This window comes from Rhizobium sp. WSM409 (assembly GCF_057653825.1).
In genome coordinates this window covers 245,227-265,782 of the sequence record NZ_JBYGKP010000006.1, presented here as the reverse complement: position 1 = coordinate 265,782, position 20,556 = coordinate 245,227, and the positions used below count along the sequence as shown (strand labels likewise).

Genomic DNA, 20,556 nt, shown 5'->3' with positions numbered 1-20,556 from the left:
CCCAACAGCCAATTGAATACTTGGCCCTGGGGAAGACCGGGCTGTTGACGGAAACGGAGAGGACACGAAATGACACGGAAAATCAGGCTTGGGGCATTTCTTCCCGGTGGCGGACAGCATGTTGCGTCATGGCGGCATCCCGACCAGCCGGCAGACGGCGCGACCAGTTTCGAGTTTCACAAACGTCTTGCCTTGACGGCTGAGCGTGGCCTCTTCGATGCATATTTCCTCGCCGACGGGCTGGCTGTCGGTTTTGGCGGTGCGCGTGAAGGCGGCAACGCCCGCGTGGCCGGCTTCGAACCCGTGACATTGTTCTCGGCCCTTGCGCCTTTCACCACCCATCTCGGCTTTATCGCCACGTCCTCGACCACCTACGAAGAGCCTTACACGACCGCCCGCAAATTCGCCTCGCTGGACCTGATCTCGGAGGGCCGTGCCGGCTGGAATGTTGTCACCACGACGGGCGACCTGACGGCGCAGAACTTCAACCGCGATACCCAGCTGCCGCATGCCGACCGATATCGCCGCGCCGCCGAGCACGTCGACGTTGTCCGCAAACTCTGGGAAAGCTTCGAGGACGACGCGTTCATACGGGACAAGCAATCCGGCGTGTTCTTCGATCCGTCGAAGCTGCACGACACCGACCACCGCGGCGAACACTTCCAGGTGCGCGGTCCGCTCAACGTTTCGCGATCGCCGCAGGGGCATCCCGTCATCGTCCAGGCCGGGCAGTCCGAAGACGGACGCGGGCTCGCCGCAGCGACGGCCGAAGTCATATTCACCGCCCATCAGCATATCGAAACTGCCCAGGAGTTCTATCGGGATATCAAGGCACGCGCCCGCGCTCTCGGCCGAAATCCCGATCATATCCTCGTCATGCCCGGCGTATCCGCTTTCGTCGGCAGGACCGAGGCGGAGGCGCGCGAGAAATACGACCGTCTGACCTCGCTCATCGTCGAAGAGGACGGGATCGGCCTCCTCAATGGCCTGACCGGTGGCACGCTCGACCTGCACGGCTATGACCTCGACGGCCCTCTACCACCGGCGCCGCCGACGGAAGGCATGAAGAGCCGCCAGGCCCTCATCCGCCAGATCGCCGACGAAAACAACTTCACTATCCGCCAGCTCTATCAGTGGATCGCGTCTGCCCGCGGTCACTACACCATCGTCGGAACACCCGAACAGATCGCCGATACGCTGCAGAAGTGGTTCGAGAACGAAGCTGCCGACGGCTTCAACATTCTGCCGCCCTGGCTGCCGACGGCGCTCGACGATTTCGTCGATCTGGTCATTCCGGAACTGCAGCGCCGCGGCCTGTTCCGCACGGCCTATGAGGGCAAGACGCTTCGAGAAAACCTCGGCCTGCCTTTCCCGACCAATCGGTGGGCTGCAGAACAAGCAGATCTCCAGGCAGCAGAGTGAGGAGCGGTCGATGTCCTATGAAATCAACCAGGTTCTTCCGAGAAGCTTCGGCCGCCTGAAAAACAGCGAAAGCCATATTTCCACTCTCGCCTTGCAAGTGCGCGGGGTGCTCGCATCGCTTTTGCCGCGCTACGGCCTTCTCATCGGCTTCCTCGTATTCTGGCAGGTGTCGAGCACCAGGGGCTGGGTCAATCCCGCTATCTTCCCGCCCCTGGACGTGATCCTGTCCGCTCTTTGGACCAATCTTGCCAATGGCGCGCTGCTCGATGATATCGCCATCAGCCTGCAGCGATCCGGAACTGCCTTCGCCTTTGCCGTGGTGATCGGCATTCCGCTCGGCCTGTTCATGGGCCAGGTTCGTGCGGTCGAACAGGCGCTCGATCCGATCCTGCAGCTCTTCCGCCAGACCTCGGCGCTGGCGCTCTACCCGGTCTTCATCCTGCTGCTTGGCCTCGGCGAAACATCGAAGATCTTCGTGATCTTCTGGGCCACACTGTTTCCGGTGCTGCTTGCCACGATCGGCGGCGTCAAGGAAGTGGACAAGAAGCTCATCGAGATGGCGCGGACCTATGGCGCCGGACCGCTGACCATCTTCCGCCGCGTCATCCTGCCGGCGTCGGTACCGGCGATCTTCGTCGGCCTGCGTCTTTCGGCGACGACGGCACTTCTGCTGCTGATTGCCGCCGAGATGATCGGCGCCAACAAGGGCATCGGCTTCCAGGTTATGAATGCCCAGTACAATTTCCAGATCCCGCTGATGTTTGCAGCGATCCTTCTGCTCGCCTTCCTCGGGCTTGCCGCCAATGCCTTGCTCGTTCTCTTGCAGCGCCGTCTCTGCCGCTGGTCTCAGCCGAGCCGCTGACCTGCTTTCCCGATTTTCCTCTTCCGAAAGGTCCCACCAGATGACATTCCATCCCCGCCACCTTCTCCTGCCGGCAGTGATCGCTCTCGGCCTAACCTCACCCGCCGCGGCCGCCGACACGGTGAAGCTGCGCTATCTCGCCAGCCAGGGTGGTCTTGCCGCTCATGAACTCGCCGCCGAACTCGGCTACTTCGACGGAACGGGCATCACGCTCGAAAATGTCGGCTACGCCCAGGGCGGCCCGGCCTCCCTGATCGCCCTGGCATCGGGTGATGTCGAGATCGGCAGCGCCGCAACTTCCGCCGTCCTGAATTCGATCATCGGCGGCAATGATTTCGTCGCCGCCTATCCCTCAAACGGCATCAATAACGAGGTGCAGTCGACCTTCTACGTGCTGGAAGACAGCCCGATCAAGAGTATCAAGGACATTGCCGGCAAGAGCATCGCGGTCAATACGCTCGGCGCGCATCTCGACTATACCATCCGCGAAGCCCTGCATTCCGCAGGCCTACCGGCGGACGCAGCCAATCAGCTTGTCGTTCCCGGGCCGCAGCTCGAGCAGGTGCTGCGCTCCAAACAGGTCGATATTGCCGCCTTCGGCTACTGGCAGACGACCTTCGAAGGGGCTGCGCTGAAGAATGGCGGTCTGCGTCCGATTTTCGACGATACCGACGTGCTTGGAGACATCGCCGGGGGCTTCGTGGTCCTGCGCCGTGATTTCGCTCGCGAACATCCTGAAGCTGCAAAGATTTTCGTCGAGCAGTCGGCTCGCGCTCTCGATTACGCCCGCGAGCATCCGGAGGAAACCAAGAAGATCCTCGCCGAGGCGCTCAGTGAGCGTGGTGAGAACGCTGATATCGCACAGTACTTCCGAGGCTATGGGGTGCGTGCCGGCGGCCTGCCGGTCGAGCGCGACATCCAGTTCTGGATCGACGTCCTGGTTCGCGAAGGCAAGCTGAAGCAAGGCCAGCTGGCCGCCAAGGACATCCTCTTGACCGTCGACGCCAAGCCGGCAAGCAACTGAGGAATGATGATGAGCATCGCTGAGGACACGCGCCGCGGGGAGGTGACGATCCGTCACCTCTCCAAATCCTACAGGTTGAACGGGACACCTCTGCAGGTTCTCAGGGATATCAACCTCCACGTCCGCTCCGGCGAAAGCCTCGCCATCGTCGGCGCCAGCGGCTCGGGCAAGACGACCCTGCTCAGGGTTCTGGCAGGTCTTGAGGATTCAGACACGGGAGAGGTCCTCGTCGATGGCAAGGCGGTGCGAGGCGTCGGCACAGAGCGCGCCGTCATCTTCCAGGAACCGCGCCTTCTGCCCTGGCTGACCGTGCTCGACAATGTCTCCTTCGGGCTGGAAACTAGCGGCCTGTCGCGTGAGCAGGCGAGGGGACGGGCGCGCCACTATGTCAAGCTCGTCGGCCTGCAGCAGTTCGAGGCTGCCTATCCCCGGCAGCTGTCGGGCGGCATGGCCCAGCGCGTCGGCATCGCCCGGGCTCTAGCCGTCCAGCCGGAGATCCTGCTGCTCGACGAACCGCTCGGCGCGCTCGACGCGATGACCAAGATCGGCATGCAGCAAGAACTCGCACGGATCTGGCGCGATGAGGATGTGACGACCATCCTCGTCACCCATGATCTCGAGGAGGCGATCTATCTGGCCGACCGGATCCTGATCCTGCCACGGGAGAAGGGCGGCGAGCCGCGTCTGATCGAAATCGATCTGCCCCGTCCTCGCGACCGCAGCGCACCGGAATTCGTTCGACACCGCGAAGAGCTGCTGAACCTGTTCGGACTGCACTGACGTCTTCAAGCGTCAGCGCGCGCCGCATGGGACCTGATCCATGCGGCGCGCGGCAGTAGCAATAGCGATGCGGAGGACGCCCGCGGACCGCTACCGCGACTTGCTCTTCGAGCTGGCGGTGAGATACGGGCGCCGATCCAATTCGGCCGACCTGTAGGAACTGCGCAACAGCAGCAGATCCTTGCGCGCGATCAGGCCGCATAATTTCCCTGAAGTCGGATCGACGATCGGAATGCGTCCGTCGCCGGTCGACAGCATCAGATCGGCGATGAATGCGACCGTATCATCAGGATGCCCCACCGGAACTGAATCATCCGTCACGTTTTCCGCAAGCGTCTGGCTGGCGAGGTCCGGGTTCCCCTGCCAGAGCAAAGCGTCGGCTCTCGATACGACGCCGGCCAGCCTGCCTGTCGCATCGACCACCGGATAGATCCGGTGCGTCTTCCGCTGCGAGGCGAAGAAATCGCAGGCCTCTCCCACCGTCATGGCGACGGGAAGCGTGTCGACATCGCTGATCATGATCTCGCTTGCGCGCGACAGTTCGAACGGGTCGACGCCATATTCGCGGGTGATGTGCTGACCGCGGCGGGCGATCTTCTCGGTGAGGATCGAGCGGCGCAGCAAAAGCACGGTGACGGCATAGGCCACCACGGTTGCGGCAAGCAGCGGAACGAGCGTGCTGACGTCGCCGGTGATCTCCAACGCAAAGAAAGTGCCCGTCAGCGGTGCACGCATGGTTCCACCCATCATCGCCGCCATTCCGAGCAGCGCCCAGAAGCCGGGATCATTGCCCGGCATGACAATACCGACCAGCCATCCGAGAGCGCCGCCGAAAATCAAAAGCGGCGCGAGCACGCCACCGGAGGTGCCCGACGACAGGGCAAACAGCCAGATGATGGTCTTCACCAGCAGGATCGACATGACAGCCGGGGCGAGCAACCGGTTGTTGAGCAAGCCATCGATGATGTCGTAGCCGACGCCCATTGCCCGCGGTTCGATCAGGCCGCCGAGACCGATGACGAGACCGCCAAGTGCCGGCCACCACATCCAGTGGATCGGCAAGGCTTCGAACAGGTCCTCGATTCGGTAGAGCAGCGTCGTCAGCAATCCCGATTGCAGGCCGGAGATGATCCCCATCGCCGCACAGGCGAAAATACCCCACCAGGGCAAGGCCACCTGGAAGTGGGTCGGGAACAGCGGGCCGACGCCGAACAGCAGCGGGCGCCAGCAGATCGACACGCAGGCGGCAACGGCGACGGGAATGAAGCTGCGCGGCTTCCATTCGAACAACAGCAGTTCGACCGCCAGCATGACCGCGGCGATCGGCGAACCGAAAATCGCCGTCATGCCTGCGGCCGCACCGGCGACGAGCAGCGTTTTCCGCTCGGCCGCACTCATGTGAAAGAATTGCGCGAACAGCGATCCGATCGCACCGCCGGTCATGATGATCGGCCCCTCGGCTCCGAACGGGCCGCCGGTTCCGATGGAAATGGCAGACGACAGCGGCTTCAGGACCGCGACCTTCGGCGACATCCGGCTGCCGCCGATCAGGATGGCCTCGATCGCCTCGGGAATGCCGTGGCCGCGGATCTTCTCCGACCCGAAACGGGCCATCAGTCCGATGACAAGTCCACCCAGCGGCGGAACAAGCACCACCCACAGCGAGCGCGGCACCGCAGCCAGAGAGGCAGGCTGGATGCCGATCTCCCCGAACCAGATGACATTCGTCACCAGCGCAATGAGGCTGACGAGACACCAGGCGGCAAACGCGCCGGCGGTGCCGACAATGATGGACATGCCGACCAGGAGGAGGACCCGCCTGTCGGTGGTGAAATCGCCGGCCTCGCGCCGGGAAAGACCGCCGGTGAAATCGTGCGGCCGGTTGTTTGGTGGATGCTGCGCCATGGAAGCCTCTGCTACGCCGGAAATGGATACGCTTGAGGCGCGTCAATATATCGTGATACGATATAAATCAATGGGTGAAAGCATGAAGGCGAAAGTGTCCCATGAAGATGCCTCACTTGACCGGCTGGCGACTGCCCATCTATTCGAGGATGGCGGCATGCGCTGCCGACCTTGGCGGCCGTTGCGGCAGAGGAGAAGTGCTTTGAAGAAGACCGCGCCGCCGCTGAGGCAAGAGGATTACGAAGCTCTCGCCGACCTCAGATTCGCGCTTCGCCAGTTCATGGACTTCAGCGCCTCTGCCGCCCAGTCGGAGGGATTGCCCCCGCAGCAGCATCAGGCCCTTTTGGCGATCAAGGGACAACGTGGCGATGCCATGACCATCGGCATGCTAGCCGAGCGGCTGATCATCGCGCCGCATACGGCGACCGAGCTTGTCGGGCGGCTGTCGGATGCCGGACTGGTTGAACGTCATGCCGATCCGGCCGACAGGCGCCGCCAGACGGTTCTTCTGACGGATAAGGCGGACGCGCTTCTGACGCGACTGAGCGCCGTCCACCTTTCGGAAATCAGGGAGATGGCCCCGAAGTTGATCGAGCTTCTGCTCGAGCTCCAGAAGACGGCGTCAAACACCAAATGACAATTGCGACATAGCCGATCTCCTGACGTGCCGCTTCAATCCAAAAGCGTCTTCTTCAGGCGATGGATATGGGCGGCGCCAATGCCGCAGCAGCCGCCGATGATGGTCGCGCCGGCCTCAGCCCAGGAGCAGGCATAGCGCGAGTAGGCATCGTCATTTAGGTCGTTGCGGGTCTTATGCAGGCCTTCATTGGCGGCTGCCTCGCCTTGCTCCCCTTCGAAGGCATTGGCATAGACGCCGATTTCGATGCGCGCGTCCATTGTCCGGAACACGCGCGCCGCGGTCTCCACCGCCGCCTGCATGACCTCAGGCTTGCTGCAATTGAACAAGAGGGCTTCGGCGCCCGATGAACCCACCCAGGATGCCGCGTCCTCGACCCTTTCTTCGGAGCGCAGCTTCGGTTCGCCGCCCCTTATCGCTGCCTCGTCATCGACCAATGTGAAGGAAATCCAGAACGGCTTGCCTGATGCCGCCACCGCCTTGCGGACAGCCTCTGCCTCGGCAATCAGGCTTAACGTCTCACCGAGCCATACATCGACGAAGGGAGAAAGATTTTCGACAAGCACCTCGAGATAATCCTGCACCCGTGAAGGCTGAAAGTTCTGCGGCTCGTATGAGCCGAAGATCGGCGGCAGCGAGCCGGCAACCAGCACCTTCCGATCCGTGACGGAATCAGCCGCCTCGCGCGCCAAGCGACCGGCGAGACGGATCAGCGCCGCCCCCTCCTTCCAGAACCGGTCCTCACCAATATGAAAGGGCACGAGCGCATAGCTGTTTGTCGTAACGACCTCAGAGCCGGCAGCGATGAATTCCTGGTGAACCTTACGGACGATATCCGGCGCATTGATCAGCGCCAATGCCGACCATTCCGGTTGTTTCAGCTCGGCGCCCAGCCGCAACAGTTCGCGGCTCATGCCGCCATCGAGAATTCGCATCGTGCTCATGAAGAGGTCTCCATTCAGGTTGTCGCGCCGTCAGCGGCGGCGGGCTTTTGCATAACAAAGGTGGGCGAGATGTACGTGGTTCGTGCGTGAGGGAACTCATGACCAGTTTCTTTGCCGTCGGCCTAGCGGCGAACCGGCACCTGCGCTTCGAGACTTCGGAAGGCGCGGGCGATTACGGCGGTCAGCGCGAGATAGAAGAGGGTGACGACCAGCAGCGGTTCATAGACGAGCAGCGTGTCCTGCCGAACCTTGTTTGCCACGGCATAGAGATCCATCACCGTCACCGTAAAGGCGAGCGGCGTCGCCTTGAGCTGCATGACGATCTCTCCCGCAATCGTCGGCAGGGCGATGCGAATGGCGCGCGGCAGCCAGATGCGGCGGATCAGCATCCAGGGCGACAGGCCGAAGGCCCGGCCCGCTTCGAGCTCGCCCTTGGGAACGGCAAGCAGCGCGCCGCGCAACACCTCTGCCTCATAGGCTGCATAGTTCAGGGTAAAGCTGACGGCGGCGAAGAAGAAGCCCTCGCGCAGGATCGGCCAGAACAGGCTCTGGCGGATGCCGGGGACCATGGGCAGCAGCGAGCCCACCCCGTAGTAGAGAAGCCATAGCTGTATCAGCAGCGGCGTGCCGCGAAAGAAGGTGCAGTAACTGCGCGCCAGGAGCCGCGTCAGCCTGCCGCCGCTGACCTGCGCAAAGGCGAGGCCTATGGCGATGGCGAAGCCGAACACCACGGAGATCACCAGCAGGCAAACAGTCTGCCAGGCGCCGGTCAGAAGCAGCGGCCAATAGGAAGAGATCCAGGTGAAATTCATGGGGCGCTTTCTTCAGGCAAGGCGCGGCTGCCCCCGCCGTACCCGTGCCTCGATCAGTTTGAAGACGACGTTGGAAACAAGCGTGATGGCGAGATAGAGAAGGGCCGAAGCAAGGAAAAAGACGAAGTAATGCTTGGTGCTTGCCCCGGCAAGACGGGTGGCGAGCGCCAGTTCCTGGTAGCCGACGACCGCGACCAGAGCGCTGTCCTTGGTGACCGACATCCACAGATTGGCAAGACCCGGCAGCGCGTTTGGCAGGAGCGCCGGCAGCAGGACCCGGCGGAACCTCAGCACCGGTCCCATGCCGAAGGCTTTGGCCGCCTCGATCTGGCCGACGGGAATGGCAAGGATCGCGCCGCGCAGCACCTCCGTCATGTAGGCACCCTGGACGAAACCGAGCACGGCGACGGCCGCCACGAACCCATTCACATTGACCGGCGGCAGCTCCAACGCGGCGAGCAGCCGGTTGAGGCCATCGGTGCCGGCATAATAGAGCCCGACGATCAGGATCAGCTCGGGAACAGCGCGGATCAGCGTGGTATAGAGATCAAGCAGGAGGCGGAGCATGCGGTTGCCCGAAAGCTTTCCAAGCGCGCCGCCCGTGCCGAGCAGCAGCCCGATCGCGAAGGCGCAAGCGGAGATGGCGACCGTGGAGACCGCACCTGCCAAAAGGACGCCGCCCCATCCCGGAGGATAGGGAGACAGCAGGTCCAGAATACCTTGTTGCGTGGTCGCCATCGTTCCGGCTGCTTACTTTGCGCCGTAGATGTCGAAATCGAAGTATTTCTTGTTGATGGCGTCATACTGGCCACTGGCGCGGACGGCAGCGATCGCCGTGTTCAGCTTGGCCTTCAGCTCAGTGTCTTCCTTGCGCAGGCCGCCCGAAACGCCGGCGCCGAGAATCTCCTTGTCGTCGGCAACGTCGCCCATCTTGGCGCAGCAATCCTTGCCGCCATCGCTTTTGAGGAAAGCGTCAAGCGCCAGTGAATCGCCGAAGACATAGTCGATACGGCCGGAGGCGAGATCCTGGAACGCTTCGTCGAGCGTCTGGTAGGTCTTTTCCTCGGCAGCCTCGGCGAAATACTTCTTGTAATATTCCGACTGGATCGTCGACACCTGGATGCCGATGGTCTTGCCTTTCACGTCCTCGGCAGTGGCGCCCGGCTTCTGGTCCTTGGGGCCGATCAAGGTGCTCGGCGTGTTGTAATATTTATCGGTGAAGTCGATCACCTTCGAGCGTTCCGCGGTGTTCGACATCGACGACCAGATCACGTCGAACTTCTTGCTCTGGAGAGCCGGAATGAGACCATCCCAGGAAATTTCGACGATCGAGCATTTCTCCTTCATCTGCTCGCACACAGCGTTCATCAGGTCGATCTCCCATCCCTGCCATTGGCCGGAGGCGTCCTTGGCGAAGAAGGGCGGATAGGATTCGTTCATGACACCGAAGCGGACTTCGGCCTGTGCGGTGACGGCGGAAAGCACGAGTGCCGCGCCGGCGAACAGTGTGGGGAGCAGTTTCATTCGCAGGATTCTCCTGGTTTGTGTTGTGTTGTCGATGAGAGCTCGAAGTGCATCAGTGGGCGCTGAGGCCGGTGAACTCCCGGCAGCGGGCGCTGACCGGCGCCCCGAAGATCTGCTCCGGCGGGCCTTCTTCCTCGATCCGTCCCTGATGCAGAAAGAGAACACGGCTCGAGACGTCACGGGCGAAGCGCATTTCATGCGTGACGATCAACATGGTCCGGCCTTCTTCCGCGAGATCGCGGATGACCTTCAGGACCTCGCCGACCAGCTCCGGATCAAGCGCCGATGTCGGCTCGTCGAACAGCATGACAGCAGGGTCGACGCACAGCGCCCGGGCAATCGCCGCGCGTTGCTGCTGACCGCCGGAGAGGAAAGCGGGATAGGCATGGCGCTTGTCGAAGAGCCCGACCTTGTGAAGCAGGGCCTCGGCCTTTTCGATGGCCTCGCGTCGCGAAATGCCCATGACGTGCACCGGCGCCTCGATGACGTTTTCCAGCACCGTACGATGAGCCCAGAGATTGAAACTCTGGAAGACCATCCCCAGTCCGGTCCGTATCCGTTCGATCTGCCGCCAACTGCGCGGCTGCAGCCGGCCGCCCCGCCCCATCTTCAGCGCGATCTCCTCGCCGTTCACGGCAATGCGGCCACGATCCGGCGTTTCCAGGAAATTGATGCATCTGAGAAAGGTGCTCTTGCCGGAGCCCGACGAACCGATGATAGAAATCACATCGGACTTTTCGGCCTGCGTCGAGATACCCTTGAGAACCTCTTGCGAGCCGAAGCTTTTATGGAGATCTTCGACGCGAAGAGCAGGAAAGGGTTGATCTGGCATGCATGGTTCCGGGTGAATTGAGCTTGCGAAGGATAATGACAAAATAACGCGGTTTTTTCGCGCAGTTTTCACCTATTCTACATATTTTATGCAAAATAATCTTCCTCATGCGGCAAGTACGGCAGAATGCGCGAATTGCTGCGGCGAGAACTAGGATTGGACAATGGAACAGCTGGATCGTTTTGACCGTGACATTCTCGATATCGTTCAGCGCGACTGCCAGCTGAAAGCCGAAACCATTGCCGAACGGATCGGACTGTCTGTTTCGGCCGTGCAGAGGCGGTTGAAGCGGCTGCGCGAGGAAGGGATCATCAAGGCGGAGGTGGCCGTCGTCGACCGCAAGGCGACGGGCACAGCGATGGTGTTCATCGTCGGGATGGAGATCGAGCGGGATAATTACGACGCGCTGGCGAAATTCCGCCTCTGGGCGGAGAAGCAGGATCACATACAACAGGTCTATTACGTCACAGGCGCGGTCGATCTGATCGCGATCGTCACCGCCCGCGACGTCGAGCATTATGACGACATCGCCGCACTGATCATGGCTGACAATCCGCAGATCCGCCGCATGCACACGAATGTCGTGCTGCGCGACGTCAAGCTCGGCCTGTTCGTGCCCCTGGACTAGCGCGCACGCCATGCTCCGTCGGCAGTGGTTCCGGTTGCCACAGATCGGGACCGACAAGCCGCTGGACTTGCATTTGACAAAGGGCATAATTCCGGGCGCAAATTCTCGGGAGGAATGATCGTTGACGTTACGACACCAGATCATCGCATTGGCGATCGTCCCGCTCGTCATATCGATCCTTGCGATCACCACCTTCATCACCTGGCAATCGGCAAACCTCGCCAAGAACAGCATCGACACGTTCGAGCAGAACATGCTGAAGACCAAGGAAGCCGAGATCCTCAATCTGACCAACCTTGCCCTGTCCGCCATCCAGACGATCTATGACAATGCCGGTGCCGACGACGAAGCCGCCAAGCAAAAGGTGGCGGCGATCCTGACTTCGCTCGACTACGGCAAGGACGGTTATTTCTTTGTCTACGATTATGACGGCAACAACATCGTCCATCCGCGCCAGAGTTTCCGGCATGGGCATAATTGGCTCGACCTCACCGATCCGGATGGCGACAAGGTCATTGCCGAACTGATCGCCACGGCAAGAGCGGGCGGGGGCCTGCATCAGTACAAATGGCAGAAACCATCGACCGGACAGATCGCCGACAAGCTCTCCTTCGTCGTCAGTCTCGACAAATGGCAATGGGTCGTCGGCACCGGTGTTTATCTGGATGACGTCTTTGCCCAAAGCGCCGCCGCCAACGCCGGCATGCGCGCCAACATAAAACGGACCTTTATCATCGTCGCGCTGATCGCCGTGCCTTCGGTGCTCGTCGTTTTCACCACCTGCATGCTGCTGACGTTCCACGAGCGCCGCATGGCCGACAGCCGGCTCAAGGCCCTTACGCAGCGGGTCATCGATACCCAGGAAGAAGAGCGCGCACGGCTGGCGCGCGAGTTGCACGACGGCATTTCCCAAAATCTCGTCGGCGTGCGCTATGCGATGGATCTTGCCGGCCGCAAGGTCAGGACCAATGTCGACGATGCAGCACTGACGATCGATCGCGGTGTCGAGGCGCTGAACGGCGCCATCAAGGAAATCAGGCGGCTGTCGCACGACCTGCGCCCGCGCGTGCTCGACGACCTCGGCCTGACGGCGGCGCTCGAGGCACTCTGCTATCACTTTGCCGAGCGGACGGGCATCGAGACGAAGATCGACGCCTCAAGCTTCACCGACACGCTGAAGGCCGAAGCCAATACCGCGCTTTATCGTGTCGCACAGGAAGCGTTCAACAATGTCGAACGCCACGCGGGCGCCTCCAAGCTTGCGGTCAAGCTCTGGAGCGACAACGGCCGCGCCCGCATGACGGTCACCGACAACGGCACTGGCTTCGACGGCGCCAAGGACGGCCTGTCCGGCAGATCGGGTCTCGGCTTGCGCAACATGCAGGAGCGGATGGCCCACTTCCGCGGCCTGCTGCTGATCAACAGCAGCGAGGCCGGCACGACGCTGACGGCAATGCTGCCGAAATCAGCCAATCGTCCCGCCGGCAAGCGGGCAGAAGCAGCATGACAGAACGCCCGAAAATCAGGGTGCTCTTGATCGACAACCACCCGCTGGTGCTGGACGGGTTGAAGGCGGTGCTCGAAACATTCGACCATATCGAAGTTGCCGGCACGGCTGGGCTCGCGCAAACGGGGCTGGAGATCGGCCGGCAAGTGCTGCCGCAGGTCGTGCTGATGGACATCAACATGCCGAAGCTGAGCGGCATCGATGCGATCGAGTTGTTCAGGAACGAACTTCCCCAGGCGCGGGTCGTGATGCTCTCCATGCATGACAGCCGCGAGTATATTTCCTCCTCGGTCATGCATGGCGCTGCCGGTTACATCCTGAAGGACGTTTCGACCAACGAGATCGTCTCGGCCATCGAGACCGTGGCGGGCGGGGGGACATATTTCTCGTCCGGCGTCTTCGACGCGCTGATGGGCGAACGCGCCGAGGAGGGTAGCGATCCCCTGACCCCGCGCGAACGCGACATTCTCGGGCTGATCGTTGCCGGCAGAAGCAACAAGGAGATCGCCGAAACGCTCGGGATCACCTCCGCCACAGCGGAAACCCATCGCAAGAACCTCAAGAAGAAGCTTGGTATCGCCACCACAGCGGGCCTCATCCGCTATGCGCTCGATCACGGCATCGTCTCGAAAACCGGGTAAATCGCGTCTACCCACTTCTGGGTAGGCCCCGGCATTTCAGCGCCGCGCCCATCTTGTGAGAACAAAACCACCGCCATAGGACTCCATCCACGGCTGGCCAAGTGCGAGCCGTTGGGAGGAATTCACATGCGTTACATCAGCTTCCGATCGGTCGGAAAACCTCGAGCGACCCGAGCCGGGCCTGCCGCGGCCGCCGGCTGACAGACCTGCCTTCCACGCCGACAACTGGAACATGGCGACCGCCGACGCGGCGCCTGAAAGGTATCCCGACATGGAAAAACCACGTAGCAAGGCAGCGCTCTGGCTGCTTGTCATTCCCTATCTAGGTCTGCTCTGGCCACCATTTTACAATGTCCGCGAGCCATCTCTTTTCGGCTTTCCCTTCTTCTATTGGTATCAGCTTCTCTGGGTGCCGATCACCGCAGCGCTGACCTGGATCGCCTATCGGAGCACTCGCCATGACGACTGACATCAACGGCACGGCGCTTGCCGTCTTCATCTTCTTTTTCGTGCTCGTCACCGTCATGGGCTTCGTTGCCTCTCGTTGGCGTAAGCCGGAAACGCTGGCGAGTATAGACGAATGGGGCCTCGGCGGACGCAACTTCGGCACCTGGATCACCTGGTTCCTGGTCGGCGGCGATTTCTATACCGCCTACACCGTGATCGCCGTCCCGGCGCTGGTCTACACGGTCGGCGCCTACGGCTTCTTCGCGCTGCCCTACACCATCGTCGTCTATCCCTTCGTCTTCATGGTCATGCCTGTGCTGTGGAAACGCGCCAAGGATTTCGGCTATGTGACGGCTGGCGACGTGGTCCACGGTCAATATGGATCGCGCGGGCTCGAACTTGCCGTGGCGGCAACAGGCGTCATCGCCACCATGCCCTATATTGCCCTCCAGCTCGTCGGCATGACGGCGGTGCTGAAGGCGCTCGGGCTGCATGGCGAATTGCCGCTGGCGATCGCCTTCATCGTGCTGGCGCTCTACACCTACTCCGCGGGCCTTCGCGCGCCGGCGCTGATTGCCTTCGTCAAGGACATCATGATCTATATCGTCGTGATCGCCGCCGTCGCACTGATCCCGTCGAAGCTCGGAGGCTACGCGAATGTCTTTGCCTCGGCCGATGCGGCTTTCCAGGCCAAGGGTTCCGGCAACCTGCTGCTGGGTGGCAATCAGTATGTCGCCTATGCCACGCTCGCCTTGGGTTCGGCACTCGCGGCCTTCATGTATCCGCATACGCTGACCGGCATCTTTGCCTCCAACAGCGGCAAAACGATCCGCAAAAATGCGATCATGTTGCCCGCCTATACGCTGCTGCTCGGCCTTCTGGCGCTGCTCGGCTATATGGGGCATGCCGCCAACCTGAAGCTCGACAGCGCCAATGACGTTGTTCCGACGCTGTTCAAAACGCTGTTTTCAGGCTGGTTCTCAGGCTTTGCCTTTGCGGCGATCGCCATCGGTGCGCTGGTGCCGGCAGCGGTGATGAGCATCGGCGCCGCCAATCTCTTCACCCGCAACTTCTGGAAAGCCTATGTCGATCCTGACGTCAGCGATGCAGGCGAGGCGAAGGTCGCAAAGATCACCTCGCTCGTGGTGAAGATCGGTGCGCTTCTCGTCATCATCTTCCTGCCGACGCAATTCGCACTCGACCTGCAGCTGCTCGGCGGCATTTGGATCCTGCAGACGCTTCCGGCCCTGGTCTTCGGTCTCTATACCAACTGGTTCCGCGCACCCGGTCTGCTTGCCGGCTGGTTCGTCGGCTTTGGCGGCGGTACTTTCCTCGTCTGGGATGCCGGTTGGAAGCCTCTGCATCTGATCAGCCTCGGCGGCGAGCCCTTCACCGTCTACACCGGACTGCTGGCGCTTGCGGCCAACATCGCGGTTGCGGTCGTGGTCAACGCCTTGCTTCCGGCCAAGGCTCCGGCCCGGGCATGAGATTCAAATGCGAAGGGCAGCAAACGCTGCCCTTCGCACGAATCATACGGCTTTGCTTTCCAGTATCAGCCGGAAAGAGATCAGAGCGACTTAAAACTCTTCCCAATCGCCGGCCAATGCCGCATTCCCATTCGTCTGGAACGACTTGCCCACTTTGGCAATCATCTGACGCGCGGGCGAGGGCGCCGGTTGGGCGCGAGGCGCTGCGGCAGCGGGCGGCGATACGCGTTTCGGTGCCACCGCTCCGCCAATGTTGAACTGGCCCAGCAGCTGGAACAGCGCGTCGGCTTCCTTGGCAAGGTTATGAGCCGCCGCTGTGGCTTCTTCCACCATGGCGGCGTTCTGCTGTGTGCCCTGATCCATCCTGTTGACGGCGGTATTGATCTCTTTCAGCCCGGTCGCCTGCTCTTGCGAGGCGCCGACGATGGCGCCCACATTGCCGTCGACCTGCTGTACCTGCTCGGCAATCTCCTTCAGCGCCTTTCCGGTCTCGCCAACCAGGGCAACGCCGCTTTTGACGTGGCCATTCGAAGCGTTGATCAGTTCCTTGATTTCTTTTGCCGCCTTGGCAGAACGTTGCGCCAATTCACGCACTTCCTGAGCCACGACGGCAAAGCCCTTGCCTGCGTCACCGGCACGGGCGGCTTCGACGCCGGCATTCAGCGCCAGCAGATTGGTCTGGAACGCGATTTCATCGATAACGCCGATGATGCTGCCGATTTCGGTGGCGGAGGATTCGATCTTGCCCATGGCGTCGACCGCATCCCGAACGACGCTGCCAGAGCGCTCCGCGCTGTCCTTCGTCTTGCGAACGAGCTGGCCGGCTTCCTGAGCCTTGTTGCTCGAGTCGGCAACGGTGGTCGTAATCTCTTCCAGAGCAGCGGCGGTTTCCTCGACCGAGGCTGCCTGCTGTTCGGTCCGCTTGGCGAGATCGTCCGAGGCGGAGCGGATCTCCTGTGCACCGCCCGCGATGGCGCTGGCGTTCTGAGCAACCTTCTGCATGGCGGCACGGAGCTTTTCGACCGCAGAATTGAAGTCGGCTCTCAGCTTTTCCAAGGACGGAATGAACGGAGTGCCGATCTGCTGTGTAAGGTCGCCATCAGCCAGCGCCTGCAGCGCGTCGCCAAGCTGGCCGACAGCCTTGTCCGTCTGCTCCGCGAGCGTACGGCGTTCATCGGCATCCTGCTCGAGCCGATGCCGCTCCGACACGGCTCGCTTCGCCTCGGCGTCGGCTTCCCGTTCGGCCTTTGCCGAAATTGCGTCGCGCAGCCCCGCTACCGCCCGCGCAAGCTTGCCGATCTCGTCGCCGCGCGCTTCGAGGCGACGATCGCCGTTAAGATTGCCGTCGGCCATCGCTTTCAGCGAAAGCTGAAGTTTTGCCAGCGGGCCGACGATCGTGCGTGCGGTCACGGCGGCGGCAACCAGTGAAAGAACAGCCGCAATGCCAAGCGCGGTCAGGGCCAATGGCTTGAAGCCGCTTGCCGTGCTGCGAACCTCGCCGCCAATCGATTTGTTCAGCGCTTCCTGGTAGTCGATGAATTTGTTGATGGCGCCAAGCCAGGCAACGAAGGCCGGCCGGGCCTGTTCGAGCAGGATCTTGCGAGCGGCCTCGCCGTCGCCTTTCTCCTGCAGCGCAATGATCTGGGCGACCAAAGGATTGGTCTTCGCCTGGATGTCTGCAATCTCACCGAGAATGGTCTTTTCCTGTTCCGTCGCGCCGGCCGGAGAAGCAACCATATCCGCCATGCGCTTTTCATTCTCGGCGTAAGACGCTGCCAGCTTTTCGATCAATGCCTCGGCGGTCTTCCGTTCATCGTCAGACGTCACCAGAGTGACGTCGCGAATAGCGATCGCCCGGTCATGCACGCTGCCGCGATAGTTGATGGCAAACCGCTGCTTCACGCTGTTGACGTCGTTGATGGTTCCAAGCTTATCGTTGATCTGCGCAACTTTTTCCGTCGAATAGATGGTCAAGCCGACCATCAGCAAAAGGAGAACGCTGAAGCCAAGCGCCAAGCGCGCCACAACCCCGAAACTCATGATATTCTTCATATGCACTCTCCCCTCGCGGTGAGGTTTGTTGGAAGGATGTCTCGGCAGCCAGGATTGCTTGTCATATCTCGTTCGAATGCAGAGCCTCGGTGTCTCCGAGTGCATCCGACAGGCACCTCGGTGCCCGGAATCGCGCTTGAGATACGGGACATCCGTCAAAGCAATAAAAGCCGATTTCATGCGAAATTCGGGCGCCTGACCCGCCATCATGGCGGAGCTGACGAACCTCAAAGAACGTCGTCCCGATATCCAAAAAATTAGCGGAATATATTTTAGAGAGTGTAAACGGACCCGACGGAGCATGCTATATCGCCATATCTGGATAGCATTTGCGTTTTTCGGATGGACTATTTGAGGAGCGCTCTCCCGGTGGTTGCGAAATCCTCGGACTCCCCTGCATAACAAGGCGCTGCGGCTTGCCTGCGACTAGCCGACGCCGTTCTGGCATCGGCTAGTGATTTGCCGAAAGGTCTCGGCAGTTGGCATGAATTGCAGCTGCGGTGCCGCAGCTCTGGTGCTCCCGCCTCAGCTACGTAGCAGCGGAAGCAGCTGATCGCCCTGCCGCTTGATTTCGGAGAGATAGGGCGTGTCGGACAGCACGAAGTGGGTGATGCCGAGATCCTGGTATTTGCGCAGCGAGCGGGCGACGTCTTCCGCCGACCCGACCAGCCAGGTGGTGCCGGCTCCGCCGCCGCCGAATTTGCCCGGCGCGGTATAGAGGTTGTCGTCGAGGACGTCGCCGCGCTCGTGCAGATCGAGCAGCCGCTGCTGGCCGACGGCGAGCACCCGCTGGTGATCGTGCCAGCCGCTGCCCTTGCTTCTCGCCATCTCGGCGACCTTCGCCTCGGCGTCAGTCCATGCCTGTTCCGTGGTGTCGCGGACCAGCGTCGTGATCCGCAGGCCGAACTCCAGCGGCGGGAGGTCGCGGTCCAGCTCCCCGCTCAACGCCTTGAGCCGCGCGATCCGTTCGCGGACACCCTCGAGCGGCTCGCCCCAGAAGAGCTGGACATCGGCCTCGGTGGCGGCCACCCGCTCGGCCGCCTCCGAAGCGCCGCCAAAATAGAATTTGGGGTGCCGACGGTCGTCGCGAACCTGGATGCGTGGCACCACGGTGGATTCAGCGACGCGGAAGTTCTCGCCCGCGGATGTGACGTTTTCTTCGGTCCATAATCTGCGGACCAGCCGCATGAACTCCTTGGTCCTGGCATAACGGTGTGCCTGATCACCCTCGCTGTCGCCGTAGGCAGCCAGGTTGTCCTTGCCAGACACGATGTTGATCCGCACGCGGCCGCCAGTCAGATGGTCCAGCGTCGCCGCTGCGGAAGCGAAGTTCGCCGGTCGCCAATAGCCTGGGCGGATCGCAATGAGCGGCTCGAAGGTGGTGGTCCGGGCGGCGAGCGAGGCCGCAACGGTGAACGTGTCGGGGCGGCCCCAACCGGTGCCGATGAGCGCGCCCTTCCAGCCATGCTCTTCCAGCGCCCTTGCTTGGCTGGTCAGCGTATCCAGGCTGTTGTGGTTCTCGACGGCGGAATCACCGCGATGACCGGCTTTGACGTCGTTCGGAATATACCAAAGAAATTCGGAATTATTGCTCATGCGATGCTGCGGTTCTGTGTGTGATTGGAACAAAACGAGGGGGAGGAAGGCCCCTCTAGAGATCATACGGCTGCCTGCGCCTGCTGCTGCCCCGCCTGAACCACAAAGCCATTTGGCGGGCGTTGAAGGCCAAGGTTTTCCCGCAGCGTCGTGCCTTCGTATTCGTGCCGGAACAGGCCGCGCTTGCGCAGGATCGGGACGACCTGATCGACGAAATCGGTCAAAGCGGTGGGCAGGATCGGCGGCATGATGTTGAAGGCGTCGGCAGCACCGTTCTCGAACCAGCTTTGCATCGCATCGGCGATCTGCTCGGGTGTTCCAACCACCGTCCGGTGGCCACGAGCGGTGGCGACCGCCAGATAGAACTGGCGCAGCGTCAGATTGTTGCGCGATACCAGATCGGAAACCAGCTTGAGGCGGCTTTTGTTGAGTTCGGTATTATCAGGCAGGGGAGGGGCGGGATCGTCCAGCGAGTAGCCGGAAAGATCGACGCCCTTGTAGTGGCGCGCAAGGATATTCCAGGCGATGGAGGGATGAACCAGCGATTGGATATGGTCGTAATTCGCCTGGGCTTCCGCTTCCGTGCCGCCGAGCACCGGGAATATACCGGGACTGATCAGCAGTTCGTCCGGCCGGCGTCCGTAGCGGGCGAGCCGCCCTTTGACGTCGGAATAGAATTCTTGCGCATCCTCGAAGGTCTGGTTGGCAGTAAAGATCATCTCGGCCGTGCGGGCGGCAAGTTCGCGCCCCGGTTCCGATGCGCCGGCCTGCACGATGACAGGATAGCCCTGCACCGGGCGGCCGACGTTGAGCGGACCGGCCACCGAGAAGAACTTGCCCTTGTGATCGACGAGATGCACCTTATCGGGATCGATATAGACCCCGCTTTCCTTGTCGCGGATGAAGGCATCGTCCTCATAGGAATCCCACAAGCCCTTCACCAGGTCGACGAATTCCTCGGCTCGCTCATAACGATCGGCATGGGCGGGATGGCCCGCGATTGAAAAATTCTTCGAAACATCCGCACCTGTCGTGACCACGTTCCAGGCGGCGCGACCCTTGGAAATATAGTCCAGCGACGCGAACCTGCGGGCGAGAAGGTAGGGGTCCTCGTAGGTCGTCGATGCCGTGGCGACGAAGCCGATATGTTTGGTCACCTGGGAGAGGGCCGCCCAGAGGGTCAGCGGCTCGAAATGCGCGCCCTGGGCGGTGCGACGAAGCGCTTCGGGATCCTTGGCGCGGTCCCATCCAGCCGGACTGTCGGCGACGAAGACGAGATCGAATTTGCCGCGTTCGGCGGTCTGGGCGAGCTCGCGGTAGTGATCGATATTGAGGCCGGCATCGGCCTGTGCCTCCGGATGGCGCCAGGCGGCGATATGATGGCCGGTCGCCATGATGAATGCGCCAAGCCGCATTTGCCTTTTCGATATGCTCATTGGCTTATCCTCATCAAATT

The 20,556-nt window shown here is 61.6% G+C and carries 19 protein-coding genes; 10 read left to right on the top strand and 9 right to left on the bottom strand.

Features of this window, described 5'->3' with window-relative positions:
* Positions 1-69: 69 nt before the first annotated feature.
* Genes AC25BC_RS35610 through AC25BC_RS35595 form a run of 4 tightly spaced genes read left to right on the top strand, consistent with a single transcriptional unit; the run spans position 70 to position 4,088 of the window.
* Positions 70-1,422 carry an LLM class flavin-dependent oxidoreductase gene (locus AC25BC_RS35610; protein ID WP_128438924.1) on the top strand — a complete coding sequence of 451 codons (1,353 nt, stop codon included), beginning with the start codon at positions 70-72 and terminating at the stop codon, positions 1,420-1,422.
* 10 nt (positions 1,423-1,432) lie between these two features.
* Complete coding sequence (locus AC25BC_RS35605) at positions 1,433-2,284, top strand: ABC transporter permease (RefSeq protein ID WP_003555477.1); 852 nt, start codon at positions 1,433-1,435, stop codon at positions 2,282-2,284.
* 40 nt (positions 2,285-2,324) lie between these two features.
* The gene (locus AC25BC_RS35600; RefSeq protein ID WP_128438925.1) at positions 2,325-3,308 is read left to right on the top strand and encodes an ABC transporter substrate-binding protein; all 984 of its coding nucleotides are present in this window, start codon (positions 2,325-2,327) and stop codon (positions 3,306-3,308) included.
* A 9-nt stretch (positions 3,309-3,317) separates the two neighbouring features.
* Positions 3,318-4,088 carry an ABC transporter ATP-binding protein gene (locus AC25BC_RS35595; protein WP_003555479.1) on the top strand — a complete coding sequence of 257 codons (771 nt, stop codon included), beginning with the start codon at positions 3,318-3,320 and terminating at the stop codon, positions 4,086-4,088.
* A gap of 90 nt (positions 4,089-4,178) precedes the next feature.
* On the opposite strand, the gene AC25BC_RS35590 is transcribed toward AC25BC_RS35595, so the two are convergent.
* Positions 4,179-5,993, bottom strand: coding sequence for a chloride channel protein (locus AC25BC_RS35590; protein WP_128438926.1), 1,815 nt, complete (start codon positions 5,991-5,993; stop codon positions 4,179-4,181).
* Between the two features lie 202 nt (positions 5,994-6,195).
* On the opposite strand from AC25BC_RS35590, the gene AC25BC_RS35585 reads away from it, so the two are divergent.
* A complete protein-coding gene (locus tag AC25BC_RS35585; RefSeq protein WP_012760658.1) occupies positions 6,196-6,630 on the top strand; it encodes a MarR family winged helix-turn-helix transcriptional regulator in 435 nt (144 codons plus the stop codon).
* A gap of 35 nt (positions 6,631-6,665) precedes the next feature.
* Here the strand turns inward: AC25BC_RS35585 and AC25BC_RS35580 are convergent, their stop codons facing one another.
* From AC25BC_RS35580 to AC25BC_RS35560, 5 genes are all read right to left on the bottom strand, one after another.
* Positions 6,666-7,574 carry a homocysteine S-methyltransferase family protein gene (locus tag AC25BC_RS35580; RefSeq protein WP_128438927.1) on the bottom strand — a complete coding sequence of 303 codons (909 nt, stop codon included), beginning with the start codon at positions 7,572-7,574 and terminating at the stop codon, positions 6,666-6,668.
* Positions 7,575-7,696: 122 nt separating this feature from the next.
* On the bottom strand, positions 7,697-8,386 hold the full coding sequence (locus AC25BC_RS35575; protein WP_128438928.1) for an ABC transporter permease: 690 nt from the start codon (positions 8,384-8,386) through the stop codon (positions 7,697-7,699).
* 12 nt (positions 8,387-8,398) lie between these two features.
* Positions 8,399-9,124, bottom strand: coding sequence for an ABC transporter permease (locus AC25BC_RS35570; RefSeq protein WP_003555485.1), 726 nt, complete (start codon positions 9,122-9,124; stop codon positions 8,399-8,401).
* Positions 9,125-9,136: 12 nt separating this feature from the next.
* Positions 9,137-9,910: a transporter substrate-binding domain-containing protein gene (locus AC25BC_RS35565; protein WP_003555487.1), complete on the bottom strand. Its 774-nt coding sequence runs from the start codon at positions 9,908-9,910 to the stop codon at positions 9,137-9,139.
* A gap of 52 nt (positions 9,911-9,962) precedes the next feature.
* Positions 9,963-10,742: an ABC transporter ATP-binding protein gene (locus AC25BC_RS35560; RefSeq protein WP_128438929.1), complete on the bottom strand. Its 780-nt coding sequence runs from the start codon at positions 10,740-10,742 to the stop codon at positions 9,963-9,965.
* A gap of 163 nt (positions 10,743-10,905) precedes the next feature.
* On the opposite strand from AC25BC_RS35560, the gene AC25BC_RS35555 reads away from it, so the two are divergent.
* The 5 genes from AC25BC_RS35555 to mctP all read left to right on the top strand — a co-directional run bounded on the left by AC25BC_RS35555 (position 10,906) and on the right by mctP (position 15,452).
* The gene (locus AC25BC_RS35555; RefSeq protein WP_003555489.1) at positions 10,906-11,370 is read left to right on the top strand and encodes an Lrp/AsnC family transcriptional regulator; all 465 of its coding nucleotides are present in this window, start codon (positions 10,906-10,908) and stop codon (positions 11,368-11,370) included.
* A 121-nt stretch (positions 11,371-11,491) separates the two neighbouring features.
* Entirely contained in the window at positions 11,492-12,877 is a 1,386-nt protein-coding gene (gene mctS / locus AC25BC_RS35550) for a two-component system sensor histidine kinase MctS (protein WP_128438930.1), read from the top strand.
* On the top strand, positions 12,874-13,518 hold the full coding sequence (mctR, locus tag AC25BC_RS35545) for a two-component system response regulator MctR (protein WP_003555491.1): 645 nt from the start codon (positions 12,874-12,876) through the stop codon (positions 13,516-13,518). The genes mctS and mctR overlap by 4 nt, the downstream gene beginning before the upstream one ends.
* A gap of 271 nt (positions 13,519-13,789) precedes the next feature.
* Complete coding sequence (locus AC25BC_RS35540) at positions 13,790-13,987, top strand: DUF3311 domain-containing protein (RefSeq protein ID WP_003555492.1); 198 nt, start codon at positions 13,790-13,792, stop codon at positions 13,985-13,987.
* Positions 13,977-15,452: a monocarboxylate uptake permease MctP gene (mctP, locus tag AC25BC_RS35535; RefSeq protein ID WP_113544859.1), complete on the top strand. Its 1,476-nt coding sequence runs from the start codon at positions 13,977-13,979 to the stop codon at positions 15,450-15,452. The genes AC25BC_RS35540 and mctP overlap by 11 nt, the downstream gene beginning before the upstream one ends.
* Before the next feature lie 90 nt (positions 15,453-15,542).
* Here mctP and AC25BC_RS35530 read toward each other — a convergent pair whose 3' ends face one another.
* The 3 genes from AC25BC_RS35530 to AC25BC_RS35520 form a co-directional block, all read right to left on the bottom strand.
* Positions 15,543-17,504 carry a HAMP domain-containing methyl-accepting chemotaxis protein gene (locus tag AC25BC_RS35530; protein WP_017997602.1) on the bottom strand — a complete coding sequence of 654 codons (1,962 nt, stop codon included), beginning with the start codon at positions 17,502-17,504 and terminating at the stop codon, positions 15,543-15,545.
* Between the two features lie 525 nt (positions 17,505-18,029).
* Complete coding sequence (locus tag AC25BC_RS35525) at positions 18,030-19,100, bottom strand: LLM class flavin-dependent oxidoreductase (RefSeq protein WP_017997603.1); 1,071 nt, start codon at positions 19,098-19,100, stop codon at positions 18,030-18,032.
* A 62-nt stretch (positions 19,101-19,162) separates the two neighbouring features.
* A complete protein-coding gene (locus tag AC25BC_RS35520) occupies positions 19,163-20,536 on the bottom strand; it encodes an LLM class flavin-dependent oxidoreductase (protein ID WP_113544860.1) in 1,374 nt (457 codons plus the stop codon).
* Between the last annotated feature and the right edge of the window lie 20 nt (positions 20,537-20,556).

Coding starts and splice junctions, on each gene's coding strand:
- AC25BC_RS35610 (WP_128438924.1), top strand. CDS start 70: ATGACACGGAAAATCAGGCTTGGGGCATTTCTTCCCGGTGGCGGACAG.
- AC25BC_RS35605 (WP_003555477.1), top strand. CDS start 1,433: ATGTCCTATGAAATCAACCAGGTTCTTCCGAGAAGCTTCGGCCGCCTG.
- AC25BC_RS35600 (WP_128438925.1), top strand. CDS start 2,325: ATGACATTCCATCCCCGCCACCTTCTCCTGCCGGCAGTGATCGCTCTC.
- AC25BC_RS35595 (WP_003555479.1), top strand. CDS start 3,318: ATGAGCATCGCTGAGGACACGCGCCGCGGGGAGGTGACGATCCGTCAC.
- AC25BC_RS35590 (WP_128438926.1), bottom strand. CDS start 5,993: ATGGCGCAGCATCCACCAAACAACCGGCCGCACGATTTCACCGGCGGT.
- AC25BC_RS35580 (WP_128438927.1), bottom strand. CDS start 7,574: ATGAGCACGATGCGAATTCTCGATGGCGGCATGAGCCGCGAACTGTTG.
- AC25BC_RS35575 (WP_128438928.1), bottom strand. CDS start 8,386: ATGAATTTCACCTGGATCTCTTCCTATTGGCCGCTGCTTCTGACCGGC.
- AC25BC_RS35570 (WP_003555485.1), bottom strand. CDS start 9,124: ATGGCGACCACGCAACAAGGTATTCTGGACCTGCTGTCTCCCTATCCT.
- AC25BC_RS35565 (WP_003555487.1), bottom strand. CDS start 9,910: ATGAAACTGCTCCCCACACTGTTCGCCGGCGCGGCACTCGTGCTTTCC.
- AC25BC_RS35560 (WP_128438929.1), bottom strand. CDS start 10,742: ATGCCAGATCAACCCTTTCCTGCTCTTCGCGTCGAAGATCTCCATAAA.
- AC25BC_RS35555 (WP_003555489.1), top strand. CDS start 10,906: ATGGAACAGCTGGATCGTTTTGACCGTGACATTCTCGATATCGTTCAG.
- mctR (WP_003555491.1), top strand. CDS start 12,874: ATGACAGAACGCCCGAAAATCAGGGTGCTCTTGATCGACAACCACCCG.
- AC25BC_RS35540 (WP_003555492.1), top strand. CDS start 13,790: ATGGAAAAACCACGTAGCAAGGCAGCGCTCTGGCTGCTTGTCATTCCC.
- mctP (WP_113544859.1), top strand. CDS start 13,977: ATGACGACTGACATCAACGGCACGGCGCTTGCCGTCTTCATCTTCTTT.
- AC25BC_RS35530 (WP_017997602.1), bottom strand. CDS start 17,504: ATGAAGAATATCATGAGTTTCGGGGTTGTGGCGCGCTTGGCGCTTGGC.
- AC25BC_RS35525 (WP_017997603.1), bottom strand. CDS start 19,100: ATGAGCAATAATTCCGAATTTCTTTGGTATATTCCGAACGACGTCAAA.
- AC25BC_RS35520 (WP_113544860.1), bottom strand. CDS start 20,536: ATGAGCATATCGAAAAGGCAAATGCGGCTTGGCGCATTCATCATGGCG.